The organism is uncultured Abyssibacter sp., assembly GCF_964000955.1.
Classification (GTDB): domain Bacteria; phylum Pseudomonadota; class Gammaproteobacteria; order Nevskiales; family OUC007; genus Abyssibacter.
The window spans coordinates 1-17,031 of sequence record NZ_CAXFCL010000352.1 but is presented as its reverse complement, the minus strand read 5'-3'; the positions used below and the strand labels follow the sequence as shown (position 1 = coordinate 17,031).

Here is a 17,031-nt window from a genome sequence, read left to right as displayed (position 1 = left end):
GTGCCTGCGCCAGCGACTGATCCGCCGTGGCGAGATTCACGGCCGGCGCCTGTTGCGCCCAGCGCAACAGATGGCCGCGCGACGGAACCGGAGGCAATGTCGACCAATCGACACGAGGCGCCGCCACTGCCGCGTTCGGCGCACCGGTGGCGATGGCGAGGGCACGCTCGGCGCCCTGCCGTCGGGTCCGCGCCTACCGAATCCGCAGCCGGGCGGCGGACAGCTCCAACGTGGCCCGCTGGGTATCCGCGGCCGACGCGGCCCCGGCCTGCTGGCGTTCGCGGCTGGCGTCGGCGGTCTGTTCGGCCGCCTTCAGCGCCTGTTCCAGCAGATCGAGATCGGCCTGCGCACGCGCCAGATCGATGAAGCGCAGCGCGGCATCCGCAAGCACGTCGCGACGCTGCTGATCCAGCTCGATTCGCAGCACGTCGGTCCGCGACAAGGCCTCGACCCGGCGCAGCATGGGGCGGCCGCCCCACTCCAGCACGCCACCCAGGCTCAGCGTCGTCTCCAGCCGGTCGCCGCCGGCGAACTCGCCAGTACCGGCGGGGTTTTCAACCTCGGCGTCCAGGGTCAGTGGCGGGCCGAATCCGGCGGCATCGACCAGGGCGGATCGCGCCTGGAGTTCATGGGTCATGCGTTGCAGCGCGGGATGATGCGCCGCGGTCCAGTCCAGTACCGCCGGCAACGTGGCCGGAATGCGGGACGGTTGGGCCATCGCGGGGACGGCCAGCAGGAGCAGCGCCAGACAGGCGCAGCCCCTCAGGGATATTGGGAACATGGAGTTCTCCCGGAAGTGAATCTGCCGACGCCGGTCGCGGCATCGGTCCGGTAGGGGGAGAACTCAGGCGATCGGCGGTCTCAGCAGCGTCCGACTGCGCCGGATCGGCGAATCGGTGTCTGGTTCTGTCGCCGGTGCGTGCGGCTCGTTGGCGAGCGTGAGCATCGCCTCGGAAGGAATCGCGACACCACCACAGCAAAGGTGCAGGTGATGCTGGTGATCGTCCGACTGACCGGATTCATCGCCAACATGCCCTTGCATGGTCATGACGTGATCACGTACTTCCTCATGCGTCATGGCATCCGCCGCATCATGCGTCACCGCTTCCGGCACGCCGGCCATCACCCGCGTCCACGCCACGAGCAGCAGCAGGGCGATGAACCAGTTGGAGGGGCGGGGACGTGCGTGCATGAACCTGTTTGGCGCGGACCTCAGACGCTTTCGAGTGTATCAGACTGGCGTCAGAGCACTGGCCCCTGCGGCCAGGTCTCCAGCAGCAACCCGATGAAGATCACCGCGCCGAAGCGGTGATTGGCCAGAAACGCCTGGAAGCAGGCGGCGGAGTCTCGGTGGCGGATCTGCCACTGCTGACGCAGCGCCAGCAGCGCCGCCACCACCAACCCACCGTTGAACCAGAGGCCGTAGCCCAGTACCTGGCCCAGCGTGAACAGGACACCCAGCGTGGCGAGTTGCAGCAACGCGGTGATGGCCCGGTCGAAGCGGCCGAACAGGATGGCCGACGACTGCACGCCGATCGCCAGGTCCTCGTCGCGGTCGGCCATCGCGTAGAAGGTGTCGTAGGCGATGGTCCACAGCACGTTGGCGAGAAACAGCGGCCAGGCCTCCCAGGCGACGGTGCCGGTTTGCGCGGCGAACGCCATCGGAATGCCCCAGGAGAACGCGATGCCCAGATGCGCCTGCGGCATGGAGTGCCAGCGCTTGGCCAGCGGGTACGAGGCCGCGATGATCGCCGCCGGAACCGCGAGCAGAATCGTGAGCCAGTTGGTTTGCCAGACCAGCGCCAGGGCGATGAGCGCCAGTAGCACGAACAGCACCACACCCTCGGCGCGCCGCACCCGGCCGGCGGCGATCGGCCGGTTGGCCGTGCGCGCGACATGCGGGTCGATGTCGTGGTCGGACACGTCGTTGATCATGCAGCCGGCCGAGCGCATCAACACCACGCCGGCGACGAAGATCAGCAGCAGGTCACGATCCGGTGGACCACCGGCGGCAATCCACAATGCCCACAGCGTCGGCCACAGCAGCAGCCAGATGCCGATGGGTCGGTCCAGCCGCATCAGCAACGCATAGTCGACCAGCTTCTGGCGAAGAAACCTCACGATGATTCCCGGTTCAGGGCTTAGCTACTACCGAAGACCTGGCGCAGAATTTCCGTGGTCCGCTGGGCGGGATTCTCGCGAATCCGCTTTTCCTCGGCGGCGATTTCGGTGAACAACGCGTTCAGCGCCTGCGAGGTGATGTAGTCATCCAGGTCGGGCACGTCCTGCCCGGCCATCGCCATCAGCGGGCCGGCCTTCTTCACCAGCGCCTTGTAATCCTGGGTCACGCCGACCTTGCCGGTGGCGTCCACGACCAGCGGATGCAGCTTCTGGTACAGCGCGTCGCCGGCATTGGCGCGAAAGTACTCGGTCGCCGCGTCGTCCGCGCCCTGCACGATATTCAGCGCATCGGCAACGCTCATCTCGCGCACGGCATTGGCGAGCAGGTCCGCCGCTTCCGGCACGGCCTTTTCGGCGGCTCGGTTCAGGGTCAGATGAAACTCGTCGACCATGTCGCCGGCGCCGAGCTTGGTCAGGGTCTCGCCCAGGCGTTCGATGCCGCGCGGCAGCGGAATCCGCGCCTGATCGTTTTCCCAGAAACCGTTGGCCCTGCCCAGCGTGTTGACCGCCGTGCGCGTGCCCTCGGCCAGTGCCTCGCGAATGCCCTTGGCCGCGGTTTCGGCCGTCAGCGGCGCCGCCGCGCTGGGCGCATCCTCACTGCCACCGCCCAGCAAATCGTTCAGCCAGTCGGCCCAACCCGCGTGGGCGGGAAGACAGACAATCAGGGCAATGACGAACAGGGCCTTGCGCATCGTGCGCCTCCGCGAAAAAACTGGCCACGTACGATAACGCGATCGACGCCGCCCCACAGCAACACCTGACGACACCGGCCGTCGCCACGACGAAGGGTCCGGTCCCCTGGCGGTCGTCATCCCCCGACTTCCGTCTCCATCTGAGGCGAAGCCTGTGGGCACGCCCTCCGCCCAGCATGCGGCATCGCAACAAAATCGTACGCGTGTCGCACGACATCGCTAGAATTGCGCGCCTTTATCTCCTGCTGTGCCCATTCCATGTCCGTCGCCAATCTGCGAAATATCGCCATCATTGCTCACGTCGACCACGGCAAGACCACGCTGGTCGATCAGCTTCTTCGTCAATCCGGCACCCTGGCCGAACGCGGCGAACAGCGCGAGCGGGTCATGGACTCCAACGATCTGGAGCGCGAGCGCGGCATCACGATCCTGTCCAAGAACACCGCGATTCGCTGGAAGGACAACCGGATCACAAATGCGTCCGGAACGGATTTGGACGCGCGTAGCGCGCCCGCAGGGTCCGACACAGGGACGTGTCGGATCAACATCGTCGACACGCCCGGACACGCCGACTTCGGCGGCGAAGTGGAACGCGTGCTGTCCATGGTCGATTCGGTGCTGCTGCTGGTGGATGCCGTCGACGGCCCGATGCCGCAGACGCGCTTCGTGACGCAGAAGGCCTTCGCGCTGGGACTCAAGCCCATCGTGGTGGTCAACAAGATCGACCGCCCCGGCGCCCGCCCGGACTGGGTGATCGACCAGGTGTTCGACCTGTTCGACTCGCTGGGCGCCACCGACGAGCAGCTCGACTTCCCGATCGTCTACGCCAGCGCGCTGAATGGCTACGCCAGCGCGGATGACAGCGTGCGCGAAGGCGACATGACGCCGCTGTTCGAAACGATCATGGACAAGGTGTCTCCGCCGGATGTCGACGCCGACGGCCCGTTCCAGATGCGCGTGACCACGCTGGACTACGACAGCTACGTCGGCGTGATCGGCGTGGGCCGCATCCAGCGCGGCGCCATCGGCCCGAACCGCCCGGTGGTGGTCATCGACCGGAACGGCAAATCGCGGCGTGGTCGCGTGCTGCAGGTGATGACCTACCTGGGTCTGGACCGCGTCGCATCCGACTCCGCGTCGGCGGGCGACATCATCGCCTTCAGCGGCCTGGAAACCCTGGACATCTCCGACACGCTCTGCGATCCGGAACACCCGGAGGCGCTGCCGGCGCTGGCGGTGGACGAGCCGACGATGAGCATGACCTTCGAGGTCAACAAGAGCCCGCTGGCCGGTCGCGAGGGCAAGTTCATCACCAGCCGCCAGATCAAGGACCGGCTGGAGCGCGAGCTCAAGCACAACGTGGCGCTGCGCGTGGAACAGATGAACGACCCGGACAAGTTCAAGGTCTCCGGTCGCGGTCAGCTGCACCTGGGCATCCTGATCGAGAACATGCGCCGTGAGGGCTACGAACTGGCCGTGTCACGCCCGCAGGTCATCACCCGCGAAGTCGATGGCCAGATGCTGGAGCCCTGGGAGCAGGTGACGGTGGACGTCGAGTCCGAGCATCAGGGCGCGGTGATCCAGGCCTTGCAGGAGCGCGGCGCCAGCATGCAGAACATGGTGCCGGACGCCACCGGCCGCGTGCGCCTGGAGTTCCGCATGCCGGCGCGCGGGCTGATCGGATTCCAGACCGAATTCCTGTCCATGACCAGCGGCACCGGGCTGCTGTACCACGTGTTCGAATCCTTCGACGAGGCCAGCAACCAGGATGTGGGTCAGCGCCACAAGGGCGCGATGATCTCCAACGGCGACGGCAAGTCGCTGGGTTACGCCCTGTTCAACCTGCAGGAACGCGGTCGGATGATGGTCAACCCGGGCGAGACGATCTACGAAGGTCAGATCGTGGGCGAGCACAGCCGCGACAACGACCTGGTCGTGAACCCGCTGAAGGCCAAGCAGCTCACCAACATCCGCGCCGCCGGTTCGGATGAAAACATCATCCTGACACCGCCGATGAAGCTGTCACTGGAACAGGCGCTGGAGTGGATCAACGACGACGAGCTCGTCGAGATCACCCCGGAGAGCATTCGCCTGCGCAAGCGCTACCTGAAGGAACACGAGCGCAAGCGCGCCGGTCGCGCCTGATACCGCGCTACCGAGGCATCACTTGCGGCTGCGCAAGGCCGCATCGTAGGCCTTGCGTGCCCACTCGGCGGCCACCTCGGGATCATCGTAGATCTCTTCCGGCGCCTGGTGATACGACATGCGGCCGACGCGGCCGCGCATCGTGACCTCGAAGGCCGGCAGCTCGCGGGCCTCGAAGTCCGGGCGACTGAGGTCGTCGACCTTGAGGTAAAGCGTGTCATCGGCCACCAGCGCGAACATCAGGTCCGCGTGGTAGATGCCGTGGCCGCCGAACATGCGGCGCGAGCGAATCGGCCCGAACTCTGCGAAGACCTCGTTCAGATAGTCGACGAACTCGCTCATGGCTGCCTCAGGCTGCGACAGCCGCCAGTCTACGCCAGGGCGTCATCCGCCACGTGGTAGCGCGGGTCTTCCTTGTAGTCGACCTCGATCATCTTGCGCGCCTTGTCCAGCAACTCGACGCAGTCCGGGCTCAGGTGGCGCAGCGTGAGGCGCTTGCCGGCCCGGGTGTAACGCTCGGCCAGGGTGTTCACCGCCTCGATGGCCGAATGATCCATCAGCCGTGCGTTGCGGAAGTCGATCTCGACCACATCCGGATCACCGGCGGGCGAGAACTGCTGCTGAAAATCGGTGACCGAGGCGAAGAACAGAGTGCCTTCCACCTCGTAGAGCTTGGAGCCATCGTCCTGCTCCTGACCGGTCAGCCGCACGCGCTTGGCGTGGTCCCAGGCGAAGAACAGCGCGGAACAGATCACCCCGGCGACCACGGCCAGGGCCAGATCCGCGATGACGGTGATGGCGGCTACCAGCAGGCCGACGAACACGTCGGGCTTCGGCACCTTGCCGAACAGGCGGAAGCTGCCCCACTCGAAGGTCTTCTCCGACACCACGAACATCACGCCGATCAACGCCGCCAGCGGAATCCGCTCGATCAGGCCAGAGGCGAACAGGATGAACGACAGCAGGAACAACGCGGTCACGATGCCGGACAGGCGATGCAGCGCGCCGTTGTTCACGTTGATCATGCTCTGGCCGATCATCGCGCAACCGCCCATGCCACCGAAGAATCCGGTGATCACGTTGGCCGCGCCCTGCGCCGCGCATTCCTTGTTCGGCCGGCCGCGGGTGTCGGTCATGGCGTCGATCAAGGTGAGCGTCAGCAGCGACTCGATCAGGCCGATGAAGGCGAGGATCAGCGCGTAGGGGAAGATGATCTTCAGCGTTTCCAGGTTCAGCGGCACCATCGGAATCGCGAAATCCGGCAACCCGCCCTTGATCGAGCCCAGGTCGCCCACGGTCTTGGTATCGATGCCCAGACCGATGACCAGCACCGAGGTCGCGACGATGGCGACCAGCGTCGCCGGCACCGCCTTGGTGAGCTTGGGCAGCAGGTAGATGATCGCCATGGTCATCACGATCAGACCGGCCATCAGCGCCAGCGGGCCGGGGGCCATCCAGGTCATGCCACCATCGTCGGTGGGCACCTTGAAGTGCTGGAACTGGGCCAGAAAGATCACGATCGCCAGGCCGTTGACGAAGCCCAGCATCACCGGGTGCGGCACCATGCGGATGAACTTGCCCAGACGCAGTCCGGCGGCGAGCAACTGCAACAGTCCCATGAGCACCACGGTGGCGAACAGGTACTGCACGCCGTGCTCGACCACCAGCGCGACCATCACGACCGCCAGCGCGCCCGTCGCCCCGGAAATCATGCCGGGCCGGCCGCCGAAGGCCGACGTGACCAGCGACACGATGAACGCCGCGTACAAACCGGTCAGGGGCGACACCTGGGCGATCAGGGCAAAGGCAATGGCTTCCGGCACCATGGCCAGCGCGACGGTCAGGCCGCTGAGCAGGTTGGTCTTCAGTTCGGTCGGCGAGAGCTTGAGCAAAACAGACTCCGTTCGCCGCGGACGACCGTCGCCGGCGCGGCATCGATGCATTCGGGTTGAAGGCGTGCCGTCAGGGCACACGAGCGCCGTGGTTCTTTACCCGGCCTTGCGCCGGGCTTGTCGCGGGCGGCGAAGGCCGACCTCGCGGTCTCTTCTCGTCAACGAACCTTTGTGCGCCGCAACATTGTCCGGGATGCGGCGCCGTGCGTCTACCCGGCGGGGACGGCGTCCGTGGCTGTCGGGGCGGCCTCGGCCGCGTCGGGCGACTTGTAGACCACGCCATCCTTCATCACGAAGCGCACGTCACGCAGCACGCCGACATCGTTCAGCGGGTTGCCGGGCACGGCGATGATGTCTGCGACCATGCCTGACTCGATGGCGCCCTGCTGATCCTCTCGGCCCAGGACTATCGCCGGGCTCAGCGTGGCCGAACGAATGGCGTCGGCCGGCGGCATGCCCGCCGCGACCATGTAGACGAACTCCCAGGCGTTGTCGCCATGGGCGGACACACCGGAGTCGGTGCCGAACAGGATCTTCACGCCGGCCTTGTAGGCCCGCGCGAAGGTGTCCTGGATCTGCGGCCCGATGGCCGCCGCCTTGGGCCGGACGACCTCGGGAAAGAACCCGTCGATCCGTGATTTCTCCTCGACCCACTTGCCGGCAATGATCGTGGGCACGTACCAGGCCCCGTAGCGCTTGAACAGGTCGATGGTCTCATCGTCCATGTACGTGCCGTGCTCGATGGTGGCCACACCCGCGCGGATCGCCCGCTTCATACCCTCGGCGCCGTGGGCGTGAGCGGCGACGTGGAAACCGTAGTCCTTCGCGGTGTCGACGACCGCGGCAATCTCCGCCTCGCTGAACTGGGCGTTCTGCCCGCTGGAGGCTACCGACAACACGCCGCCGGTGGAGGTGATCTTGATGAGGTCGGCGCCGTCCTTGTAGCGCTGGCGCACGGCCTGGCGGGCGTCATCCACCCCGTTGATCACGCCCTGCTTCGGACCCGGGTCGCCTTCGAGATCGGCCCGCATGCCATTGGTGGGATCGGCATGACCGCCGGTGGTCGCCAGTGACTTGGCGGCGGTGAAGATCCTCGGGCCGTTCACCAGCCCCTTGCTGATCGCCTGTTTCAGCGCCACCGACACGTTGGCGCTGTCCCCCAGATCCCGCACGGTGGTGAAGCCCGCGAGCAACGTGCGCTCGGCGTAGACGGCCGACTCGAAGGCGATGTCGGCCGGATCATCCTGGAACCGCCTGAGGTAGGTGTCGGGCCCGAATTCACCGGTCAGATGCGTATGCATGTCGGTCAGCCCCGGCAGGCAGGTCAACCCGGCCAGCCGCCGCGCCTCTCCGGGCTTCGCATCGCGTTCCACGGCGGCGATGCGACCGTCCTCGATGGTGATCAGCACGTTGCTGACCGCCCGGCCGCGCTGCACGTCGATCATCGACTCGCAGAAGATCGACTCGGCATGGGACAGAGATGGCAGGATCAGCAGGCAAAGAAGAAGTCGGCGCATGAGCATTTCATCGGTCTCAGAACGTGCGCGCAGAGTATCGCAGAGCGCATGACAACGCCCCGCCGAGTCGGGGATCATAGGCACCGTGAGCACGCTGACCATTCAGGCCCTGCGGGGAGCCGACGCAACGCCCTGGCTCGACGCGATCGCGCAGCTGCGCATCGATGTCTTTCGCGAGTGGCCGTATCTGTACGCCGGCAATCTTCCCTACGAGCAGGGCTATCTGCGGACCTACTTCGACTGCCCCGACAGCATCGTGCTGCTGGCGCTGGATGACGATGCGCTGGTCGGCGCCTCCACCGCCCTGCCGCTCGCCGCGGCGGAAACGGAAATGCAGGCGCCATTCATCCAGGCCGGCATTTCGACGGATGACTGGCTTTATTTTGGCGAATCCGTCGTGCTGGACACCTATCGCGGGCGTGGGCTGGGCGTCGGCTTTTTCGCCGAGCGCGAGTCGCATGCCCTGGCGCTGGGACTCAAACGCTGCACCTTCTGCGCGGTGGAGCGCCCGGATACGCATCCTGCGAAACCGCCCCACTACATCGGCAACGAACGGTTCTGGACCAATCGCGGCTACACACCCATGGACCTGGTCTGCCACTTCGCCTGGCCGGACATCGGTGCGACCGAGTCCACCGACAAGCCCATGCGATTCTGGGAGCGGACGCTGCCGACCGGCTGAACGAACGCCGGCGCCCTCGCGAGCGCCGGCGTCCGAATGACGACAGGTCCTGGGCCGGGTTCAGGGTGCCGGCGCGGCGCCCAGTTCGAAGCTGGACAGGATCGGATCGTGGTCCGAGGCCCCCATCGGGCTGCTGGCGAACTCGATGTTGGTGTGCACGGCGTCGACCAGCGGCGCAGCCGCGACCAGCGACGCGGTCACGAAGATGTGGTCCAGTGCCTGGCTGTTGCCGTCGAAGATGAAGGTGTAGCGCTCCACCTGATCCAGACCGGCGACGTCGAAGAGGTCCTGCAGCACGTTGGATGCATCGTCCACACCGGCGAGGATGCGCAGCGGCTCTTCGAAGGTGAACTCGTTCATGTCGCCCAGCACGATGACCCGTGCGTCGGCGTCGATGGCCAGGGCATCGTCGACGAACTGGTTGACGATGGCCGTCTGCGCACGCCGCTCATCCTCGGAGCCATTCACGAACGGCTGCACCGCGCCGAAGATCGGCGTGCCGCCACCCTTGGACGAAAAGTGGTTGTTGACCACCACCACGCGCTCGCCGTTGAAGTCGAAGGCGGCGGCCAGCGGCTTGCGCGCCCCGGAGAACGCGGCATTCGAAGGATCGATCAGCCCCGGATTGAAGCTCAGACCCACGACCCCGCCGTCGCTGGTTGGCGCGGTGGCATCCGAACCGGAACCCGCCGTGCCGCTGGCCAGGCTGACCCGCGCGGCATTGTAGAGAAAGGCCTGGCGGATGTTGCCACCGGGCTGCCCGCCGTTGGTCTCGGCCATGGCCGGAGCGACCTCGATCGCGGTATAGGTCGGCCCGCCGGCGTCGACGATGGCCTGGACCAGTGTCGCCAGCGTGTCACTGGCCGACGTGGTGCCGTCTTCCTCGCCGCCGGAATTGTCCTGCACCTCCTGCAAACCGATGATGTCCGGCGTGTTCAGCGCGGTGACGATCTGGTTCGCGATGGCCGCGAACCGTCCGTCGCCGACATCGTCATCAATCTCGCCGCCGGGCTCGACCGCCGGGTCCAGGTTCAGCACGTTGTAGGTCGCGACGGTCAGGCGCTGATCGCTGCCGGTGATCGTCGACACCTCGGCGGTGATCCCGGATGCCGTCACGGCCGGCAGCTCGGTCGGAACGAGTTCGTAGTTGCCGAAGTTGTAGGCACCCAGCACGCCGGTCACCGGCGCATCAAAGCTGTCGCCCACGTTGAGTGACGGCGTCGTCGCCAGCAGCGTGTCCTCGATCTGGATGCGTTCCGGGTTGTAGTCCACGCCGCCGTCACCCTGATCCAGCCGATTCACCACACCGCCCGCCAGGATGTCGAGGCTGATGCCGCCGCGGCTGTTCATGCCCGTGGCACCGGTACCGCCATTCGGCACGACATAGGTTTCGCCGAAGCGGTTGGTCGCGCCGACCACGGTCGGATTGGTCACCGAGATCAGCATGCCCTCCAGCGATTCGTAGAAATCGATGCCGTCCTCGGTGGGGTCGTAGGTGGTCTCGGCCGTGTTGTTGATGTTGCCGTTCGTGTCGTTGTCGACGATGGTCGTCGACGGCAGGTTGCGGTCCGCACCGGACAACCCGACCGTGGTCACGGCTACGGTGGTCGCGGTGAAGTTGTCCGAGCTTGCGTAAAGCGTCGCGCCGGAGAGCTGCGTGGTCGACAGGTTGCCGGTGGATTCGCCGCCCGGCGTGAACTCCGCCACCGTGCCGTCCACCAGCACTTCGTCACCAACCATCACGTCCGGCGTGCTGCCAGTGAACACGAACAAACCGTCCGACGTGTCGGTGTCACCGTCCCCGTCCGGGTCCTGCATCCACAAGCCATTGCCGGCGACGCCGGTCACGATACCCGGCACCACGTGATCCTCACCCAGCAGTGGCGACACGTGGGCCGCACCCTGCACCTCATAGATGCGCGCGGTCACCGCGGGCGGACCGGGAGGCGCGGCCGGCGGCGCGATCGGGTTCGCCGTACCGGGGGTGTCGTCCTCGCCCAATGTGAAGCCGCCGATCTCGAATGGCTGCGTGTTGCCGTTGTGGCGGTAGACGTGAGCGGGCACGAAGTTGCCATCAGGCCCGACGCGGTTCGCGGAATACACATGCTCCTGACCCTCGGCACCCGGAGTCGCCTCGATCAGCGCGACCGAGTCGATCACTGCCGTCCAGGGCGTCACATCGAGCACGCCGTCGTCATCGGTGTCGAGATCGTCCTGACTCGCGCCGGTGAAGTCCCGCACCAGCAGGTGTGTCACGTTGTCGCCGTTCTCGAAGTTCAGCGATGTGATCAGATCGGCTGCGCGGCTGCTGCCGAATCGGCTCGGGTCGTAAGTACTCTCCGCCGCGAGGAACAGGCCGTCACCGGCAATGCTCTGCCCCGCCAGGCTGACGATCGCCTCGACCACGCCGGATCCACCCGACCCGTCACCGATGACGATGTAGGTCAGATCATCCAGTGACGCGGCGACGGGACCGGACAGCTCGAAGTACTCGTCGGTGTCATCCTGGTCCTGGTCGATGCGCAACTCGCTGATCAGAATCTGTGGCTGGATCACCGTGTCCATCCGGACGGCGAGATTCTGGATTCGCTCGTCCTGATCCGCATCCACATCAGCTTGGGAGAAAGCACTGGCCGCATCCGCGAAGTTGGCCGCCAGATACTCGGCCAATGCGTCCTGCTCGCTGTTGTCCGGCGCGAAGGTCGCGGTGCCGGTGGGCGTGTCCGTGTCCTCGGCCGTGATGTCGATGCGATCGGACGCGGCCAGGGTGTCGAAGGGATAGCCATCGCCACCACCGGCCAGGAAGTCCAGCGTCACCAGGCGGAAGGTCCGCTCCGGATCGCCAACCAGCTGACCGTTCTCGACGATCACGTCGGGTGCGGAGATCGGGCCGGCACCGTCGGGATCGAGCACGACCAGCGATTGCAGGCGCTGGCCCATGCCGGCACCTACCGTGTCGCGGCCATCGGCCGCCGGATCAAAGCTGAACCGGATGCCACCCACCTGCGGGAAACGACCCTGGGTCACGGTGCCGACATCATCGAAGCCGATCCCGTGTTCCAGGATGTCCTTCAGTTCGGCCGCGGTGACCGTCAGCAGGCTCAGGCCGTTGTTGAAGCTCAGCGCATTCGAGATATCGAACTCGCTGATATCGCCATCGTTCTTGCCCGCGGCCGGGATCGCCGCCGGCGGCGTGCGCTCGGCATCCGCCGGATCGTTCGTCCCCGGCGGCTGCGTCACCTCGCCGATGTCGTCACGAATGCCGCCACCGTTCTTCAGCGAGATCGCGACCGCCGGTTCCACCGACTGCGCGGTCATCAGGTTGGCGTCCGCGGTCAGGTTGCCCAGGTTGGTCTCCTGGGTGCGCACCGCGCCACGGACACCGTTCAGGTACACCGCCGTGTTGCCGAAGATGTTCGACTCGCGGGCGATGAGCACGTCGGAGACCGCATCGACGATCGCCTGCACGTCGGCGTTCGGGCTTGGACCACCCACGGCGATCACGCCCGCCTCATCCGTGGCGTAGGCGCCGTTGACCGTGTCGTCCAGCGTGTCCAGCGACAGCACGCCATCGGCGCTGAATCCGGCGACTAGCTGGCCGACGTAGCGGTAGTTGCCGTCGGTGTTGACGACCAGTACCGGCTCGCCACCGGCCGAGGTGTACTGCAACGGATAGGTATCCGCGGCGGTATCGCCCGCGCGCAGCGCATCGTTGCTGTCGGCGAGCAAGGTGTTGGAGCCGCCCGCGACGATGATGTCGACACCGTCCAGCAAGGTCGCCAGCGTCTGCTCGATCGCGATCTGCTGCATGTGCGCCAGCAGAATGACCTTGTTCACGCCGGCATCGGTGAGGGCCGTGACCGTCGGCTGAATCTCGTCGGCCAGGGCCTGGAGATCCGCCATGTTGGCCGCGTTGAACGGCATCGGGCTGATGCCGACGTCACCCGGCGAGGAGATCGTGCCCAGCGTTGGGGTCGTCGCACCCACGACGCCGATCTGCTCGCCACCCACGCTGATCACCACGCTGCCCGCGATGCTGTTGCCCTGCGGCGCGGCGCCATCGGCGACCACCAGACCGGACAGATTGGCGTCGGTCGAGAAGTCGAGATTGGTGGACAGATACGGGAAGGTCGCACCCGGATAGGTGTTGGTGCCGTCCGAATTCATCGCGACCAGCGTGGCGACCTCACCGGTGTTCAGATCGAACTCGTGGTTGCCGAAGGCCGACGCCTGGAAACCCATGGCGTTGGCGATCAGGATGTCCGCGCGACCGCCCTGCCCCGAATCCGGCAGACCCACCGCGGCCGCGAAATCGGCCGAATTCGACGCCGAGTAGAACGGGCCCGGAATGTAGTTGTCGCCGGACAGCAGCTTCAGCGTGTTGCTGAAGTCGTCCTCCAGCGCCGACAGCACCGCCGAGAAACGCGGGGCGTCATCGATCGCCGGACCACCGGCCTCGAAGTCGGCCGCATGCAGCAGCTGCAACTGGAAGCTGGCGTTGTCGTTCAGCGGGTAGGCATCGTCCACGTCAGCCACGCCGTCGTCGTCATCATCGGTGTCGGTGATGTCCGGTTCGCCGTCGCCATCGGTGTCCGTCTCCTCCGACAGCGTCGGGTCGTTGGGGAAGGCGTCATCGACGTCGTTGACGCCGTCACCGTCGGAATCGCCATCCAGCACGGTGTCACTGCGGGCGGTCACGTACTGGATGCGCGTGTCATCCGCCATGCCCGCATCCGCGGCGCCGAAGGCGTTGGCCGCATCCGGGAAGCTGGCCAGCAGATACTCGGCCAGCGCGTCCTGCTCGCTGTTGTCCGGTGCGAACGCGGCCGGGCCGGAAGGCGCCTGCTCAGACGACTGCGTGATGTCGACGCGATCGGGCGCGGACAGGCTGTCGAAGGGATAGCCATCACCCCCGCCGGCCAGGAAGTCCAGCGTCACCAGACGGAATGTGCGGCCCGGATCACCGACCAGTTGTCCGTCCTTGACGACCACGTCGCCAACCGTGCCGGCACCGGCGCCATCGGCATCCAGCACGACCAGCGACTGAATCCGCATGCCGTTGCCGGCACCCGCGGTGTCGCGTCCGGCGGCCGCCGGATCAAAGCTGAATCGGATGCCACCCACCTGCGGGAAACGCCCCTGGGTGACCGTACCCACGTCGGCGAAACCAATGGCGTATTCGAGGATGTCCCGCAGCTCGGCGGCGGTCACGGTGAGCAGGCTCAGACCATTGTTGAAGCGCAGCGCGTTCTGGATATCGAACTGGCTGATGTCGCCCTCGGCCTTGCCCGCGGCGGGAATCGCCGCCGGCGGCGTGCGCAAGGCGTCGGCGGGATCGTTCGTTCCCGGCGGTTGCGTCACCTCACCGATGTCGTCGCGGATGCCGCCACCGTTCTTGATCGAGATCGTCGCGCTTGCATCCACGGCCTGCGCGGCGGCCAGGTTGGCGTCCGCGCTCAGGTTGCCCAGGTTGGTTTCCTCGGTGCGCACCGAACCCCGCACGCCGTTGAGGTAGACCGACGTGTTGCCGAAGATCGCCGATTCGCGGGCGATCAGTACATCGGAAACGTCCTCGGCGATCGCGGCGACTTCCGCGATCGGGTCCGGATCACCCAGGTCGGCCACACCCTGCTCGTCGGTGGCGAACGCGCCAGAGAACACCGGGTCGATGGTGTCCAGCATCAGCTTGCCGTCGGCGTCGAAGCCGACAACGAGACGACCGACATAGCGGTAGTTGCCATCGGTGTTCACCACCGCGACCGGCTCGCCGGCGCCGGAGGTGAACAGCTTGGGATAGGTTCCGGCGGCGGTGTCGCCCGCGCGCAGGCGGTCATTGGCGTCCGCGAGAATGGTGTTCGAACCACCGGCGACGATGATGTCGACGCCGGACAGGCGCGAGGCCAGCGCCTCCTCGATCGCGATTTGCTGCATGTGCGCCAGCAGGATCACCTTGTCGATGCCGGCGCCGGTCAAGGCGTCAATGGCGGGCTGAATCTCGTCGGCCAGATCGTCGAGGCTGCTCGCGCTGGCGGCGTCGAAGTCCATCGGGCTGATGACGATGTCGCCGCCCGGGCTGGAGATCGTGCCCAGCGTCGGCGTCGTCGCGCCGACCACGCCGATCTGCTCGCCATCCACGGTGATCACGACACTGCCGGCGACACTGTTCGCCGCGGGCTCCATGCCATCGTCGGTCACCAGCGGGCCCAGGTCGGCATCGGCCGAGACGTCGAGGTTGGTCGACAGATACGGGAAGGCGGCGCCGGGATAGGTCAGCGATTCCTCGATGTTCTCGGCGATGACACCGGCCAGCACAGCCGGACCCAGATCGAATTCATGGTTGCCCAGCGCCGAGGCCTGGAAGCCCATGGCGTTCATCATCAGGATGTCGGCGCGACCGCCCTGGCCGGAGTTCGGCAGGTTCTGCGCGGCGGCGAACTGTTCCGAATCCGACGCCGAGAAGAACGGCCCCGGGATGATCACGTCGCCGGAGGAAAGCGTGATCGAGTGCTCGGGCATCTCGTCGCGCAGCTCGCGAAGCACGGCGGAGAAGCGCGGGGCATCGTCCACCGCCGGACCACCGGCCTCCATGTCGGCCGCGTGCAGCAACTGCAGGGTGAAGTCGGCGAGATTGACCAGCGTCGGCGCGGTCGGCAGTGCCGCAACGAAATCCGAAAGCGACGAGGTGAGACCGCTAACCGTATCGCTGGCGGCATTCACCCGGATGTCGGTCAGCGCCTGCAGCGTGCCGTCGCCCAGCAGCTTGCCGATGACCAGCGTGGACTCGTCCGCGCCGGCGGGCAGCATGGACGCGTCGTAGGGAACCGTGATGCGGACCGGGCGCTGGAACTGCGTACCGTCCGGGCCGATGTCGATGATCGGGCCGGCGGTACCCGCCGGTGCCGTCCGCGATGACACATCCAGCGTCACCGTGGCGTTGGCCGGAAGAGCGTTCGCACTGATCGCGATGGAAGCGCCCGCGCCATCCTGGCCGGCCGGGATGGTGACCGTGCCACCGCTGGCCGCGCTGACGGCCTGGCTCACGCCGGTGGTGTCGCCCGGCGGCGGATTGTCGGCGTCGATGTCGATCGTCGTGGGGTCACCACAGGCGGCCAGCATCAGTGCCAGCGCGAAAGGCAGTACGCGCAATCCGCGCGTCGAAGTCAGGTCTTTCACAGCATCCGTCTCCCTGGAAACCGAATGCACCACGCGGGGGCGTGATGCGATCCGGCCGCACGCTAGGGACGGAAGATGAATCGAAGGTGACGTTCGCTTAACAGTTTTGTGTCACGCCCGAACGGCGGGACGCGGGCGCCGGAGACCGGCACCATCCGGCGATGGAATTACTGTTCGAGCGGACCGATTTGCGCGGATGAGAAGCCCAGCGCTGACGCCAGCGACGGGTCCAGCTTGCGGGGCGACCCTGGCCGGGTGACGGCGAACTCGCCGGCGTAGTCCCAGACCGTCCAGCCGAATCCGGCCTCCTCGATCAACCGCCTGGCATCGCCAAGCCAGCGACGGCGATCGGCCTCCGGCGCCAGTTCGATCGCGCCGAACTCCGTGCACTGCACGGTGAGCCCGTGACGGGAAGCCCACTGCCTGACCATCTGGATACGGGTTCGCAGCTTGGCCGTGTCCCAGCGCTGATTGCCGTAATGCCCAATATGCGAACGGGCGCCGCCGTCGGCGCGTGCGATGGCCGCCTCCACCCCTTCCGGAGAGCTGGGATAGGGAAGACCGCGCATGCGTTGCCACATCTCCCAGCCCCAGTGCGCACCCTGGTGGGTGAAGTTGTGGGGCGTGTAGAAATGAAAGCCGTAGATCACATTGTCGTCGGGCAGCGGCGCCAGCATCGCCAGGTCGGTGGGATCGGAATAGTGCGCCCCGGTGACGACGATGCTCAGCCGCGGAGCGGCCCGTCGGAT

The 17,031-nt window shown here is 66.5% G+C and carries 11 protein-coding genes; 2 read left to right on the top strand and 9 right to left on the bottom strand.

Going from position 1 to position 17,031, the window contains the following annotated elements; all coding sequences use genetic code 11:
- Nucleotides 1-193 precede the first annotated feature (193 nt).
- The 4 genes from ABNS06_RS17290 to ABNS06_RS17275 form a co-directional block, all read right to left on the bottom strand.
- On the bottom strand, nt 194-781 hold the full coding sequence (locus ABNS06_RS17290; protein WP_348675853.1) for a TolC family protein: 588 nt from the start codon (nt 779-781) through the stop codon (nt 194-196).
- A 63-nt stretch (nt 782-844) separates the two neighbouring features.
- The gene (locus ABNS06_RS17285) at nt 845-1,192 is read right to left on the bottom strand and encodes a hypothetical protein (RefSeq protein WP_348675852.1); all 348 of its coding nucleotides are present in this window, start codon (nt 1,190-1,192) and stop codon (nt 845-847) included.
- 50 nt (nt 1,193-1,242) lie between these two features.
- Nucleotides 1,243-2,121, bottom strand: coding sequence for a 4-hydroxybenzoate octaprenyltransferase (ubiA, locus tag ABNS06_RS17280; RefSeq protein WP_348675851.1), 879 nt, complete (start codon nt 2,119-2,121; stop codon nt 1,243-1,245).
- 20 nt (nt 2,122-2,141) lie between these two features.
- The gene (locus ABNS06_RS17275; protein ID WP_348675850.1) at nt 2,142-2,873 is read right to left on the bottom strand and encodes a DUF4197 domain-containing protein; all 732 of its coding nucleotides are present in this window, start codon (nt 2,871-2,873) and stop codon (nt 2,142-2,144) included.
- Between the two features lie 258 nt (nt 2,874-3,131).
- Here ABNS06_RS17275 and typA point away from each other — a divergent pair, with 258 nt between their 5' ends.
- A complete protein-coding gene (gene typA, locus ABNS06_RS17270; protein WP_348675849.1) occupies nt 3,132-5,018 on the top strand; it encodes a translational GTPase TypA in 1,887 nt (628 codons plus the stop codon).
- 18 nt (nt 5,019-5,036) lie between these two features.
- Here the strand turns inward: typA and ABNS06_RS17265 are convergent, their stop codons facing one another.
- The 3 genes from ABNS06_RS17265 to ABNS06_RS17255 form a co-directional block, all read right to left on the bottom strand.
- Entirely contained in the window at nt 5,037-5,360 is a 324-nt protein-coding gene (locus tag ABNS06_RS17265; RefSeq protein WP_348675848.1) for a TfoX/Sxy family protein, read from the bottom strand.
- A gap of 29 nt (nt 5,361-5,389) precedes the next feature.
- Nucleotides 5,390-6,910, bottom strand: coding sequence for a SulP family inorganic anion transporter (locus tag ABNS06_RS17260; protein WP_348675847.1), 1,521 nt, complete (start codon nt 6,908-6,910; stop codon nt 5,390-5,392).
- 209 nt (nt 6,911-7,119) lie between these two features.
- Nucleotides 7,120-8,427: an amidohydrolase family protein gene (locus ABNS06_RS17255; RefSeq protein WP_348675846.1), complete on the bottom strand. Its 1,308-nt coding sequence runs from the start codon at nt 8,425-8,427 to the stop codon at nt 7,120-7,122.
- 94 nt (nt 8,428-8,521) lie between these two features.
- Between ABNS06_RS17255 and ABNS06_RS17250 the strand changes: the two genes are divergently transcribed.
- Nucleotides 8,522-9,109, top strand: a complete 588-nt coding sequence (locus ABNS06_RS17250; RefSeq protein ID WP_348675854.1) for a GNAT family N-acetyltransferase — start codon at nt 8,522-8,524, stop codon at nt 9,107-9,109.
- 60 nt (nt 9,110-9,169) lie between these two features.
- Here the strand turns inward: ABNS06_RS17250 and ABNS06_RS17245 are convergent, their stop codons facing one another.
- Both ABNS06_RS17245 and ABNS06_RS17240 read right to left on the bottom strand, forming a co-directional pair.
- Nucleotides 9,170-16,282: a 5'-nucleotidase C-terminal domain-containing protein gene (locus ABNS06_RS17245; protein WP_348675845.1), complete on the bottom strand. Its 7,113-nt coding sequence runs from the start codon at nt 16,280-16,282 to the stop codon at nt 9,170-9,172.
- A gap of 167 nt (nt 16,283-16,449) precedes the next feature.
- On the bottom strand, nt 16,450-17,031 hold a 582-nt coding region (locus ABNS06_RS17240), incomplete at its 5' end, for a cellulase family glycosylhydrolase (protein ID WP_348675844.1).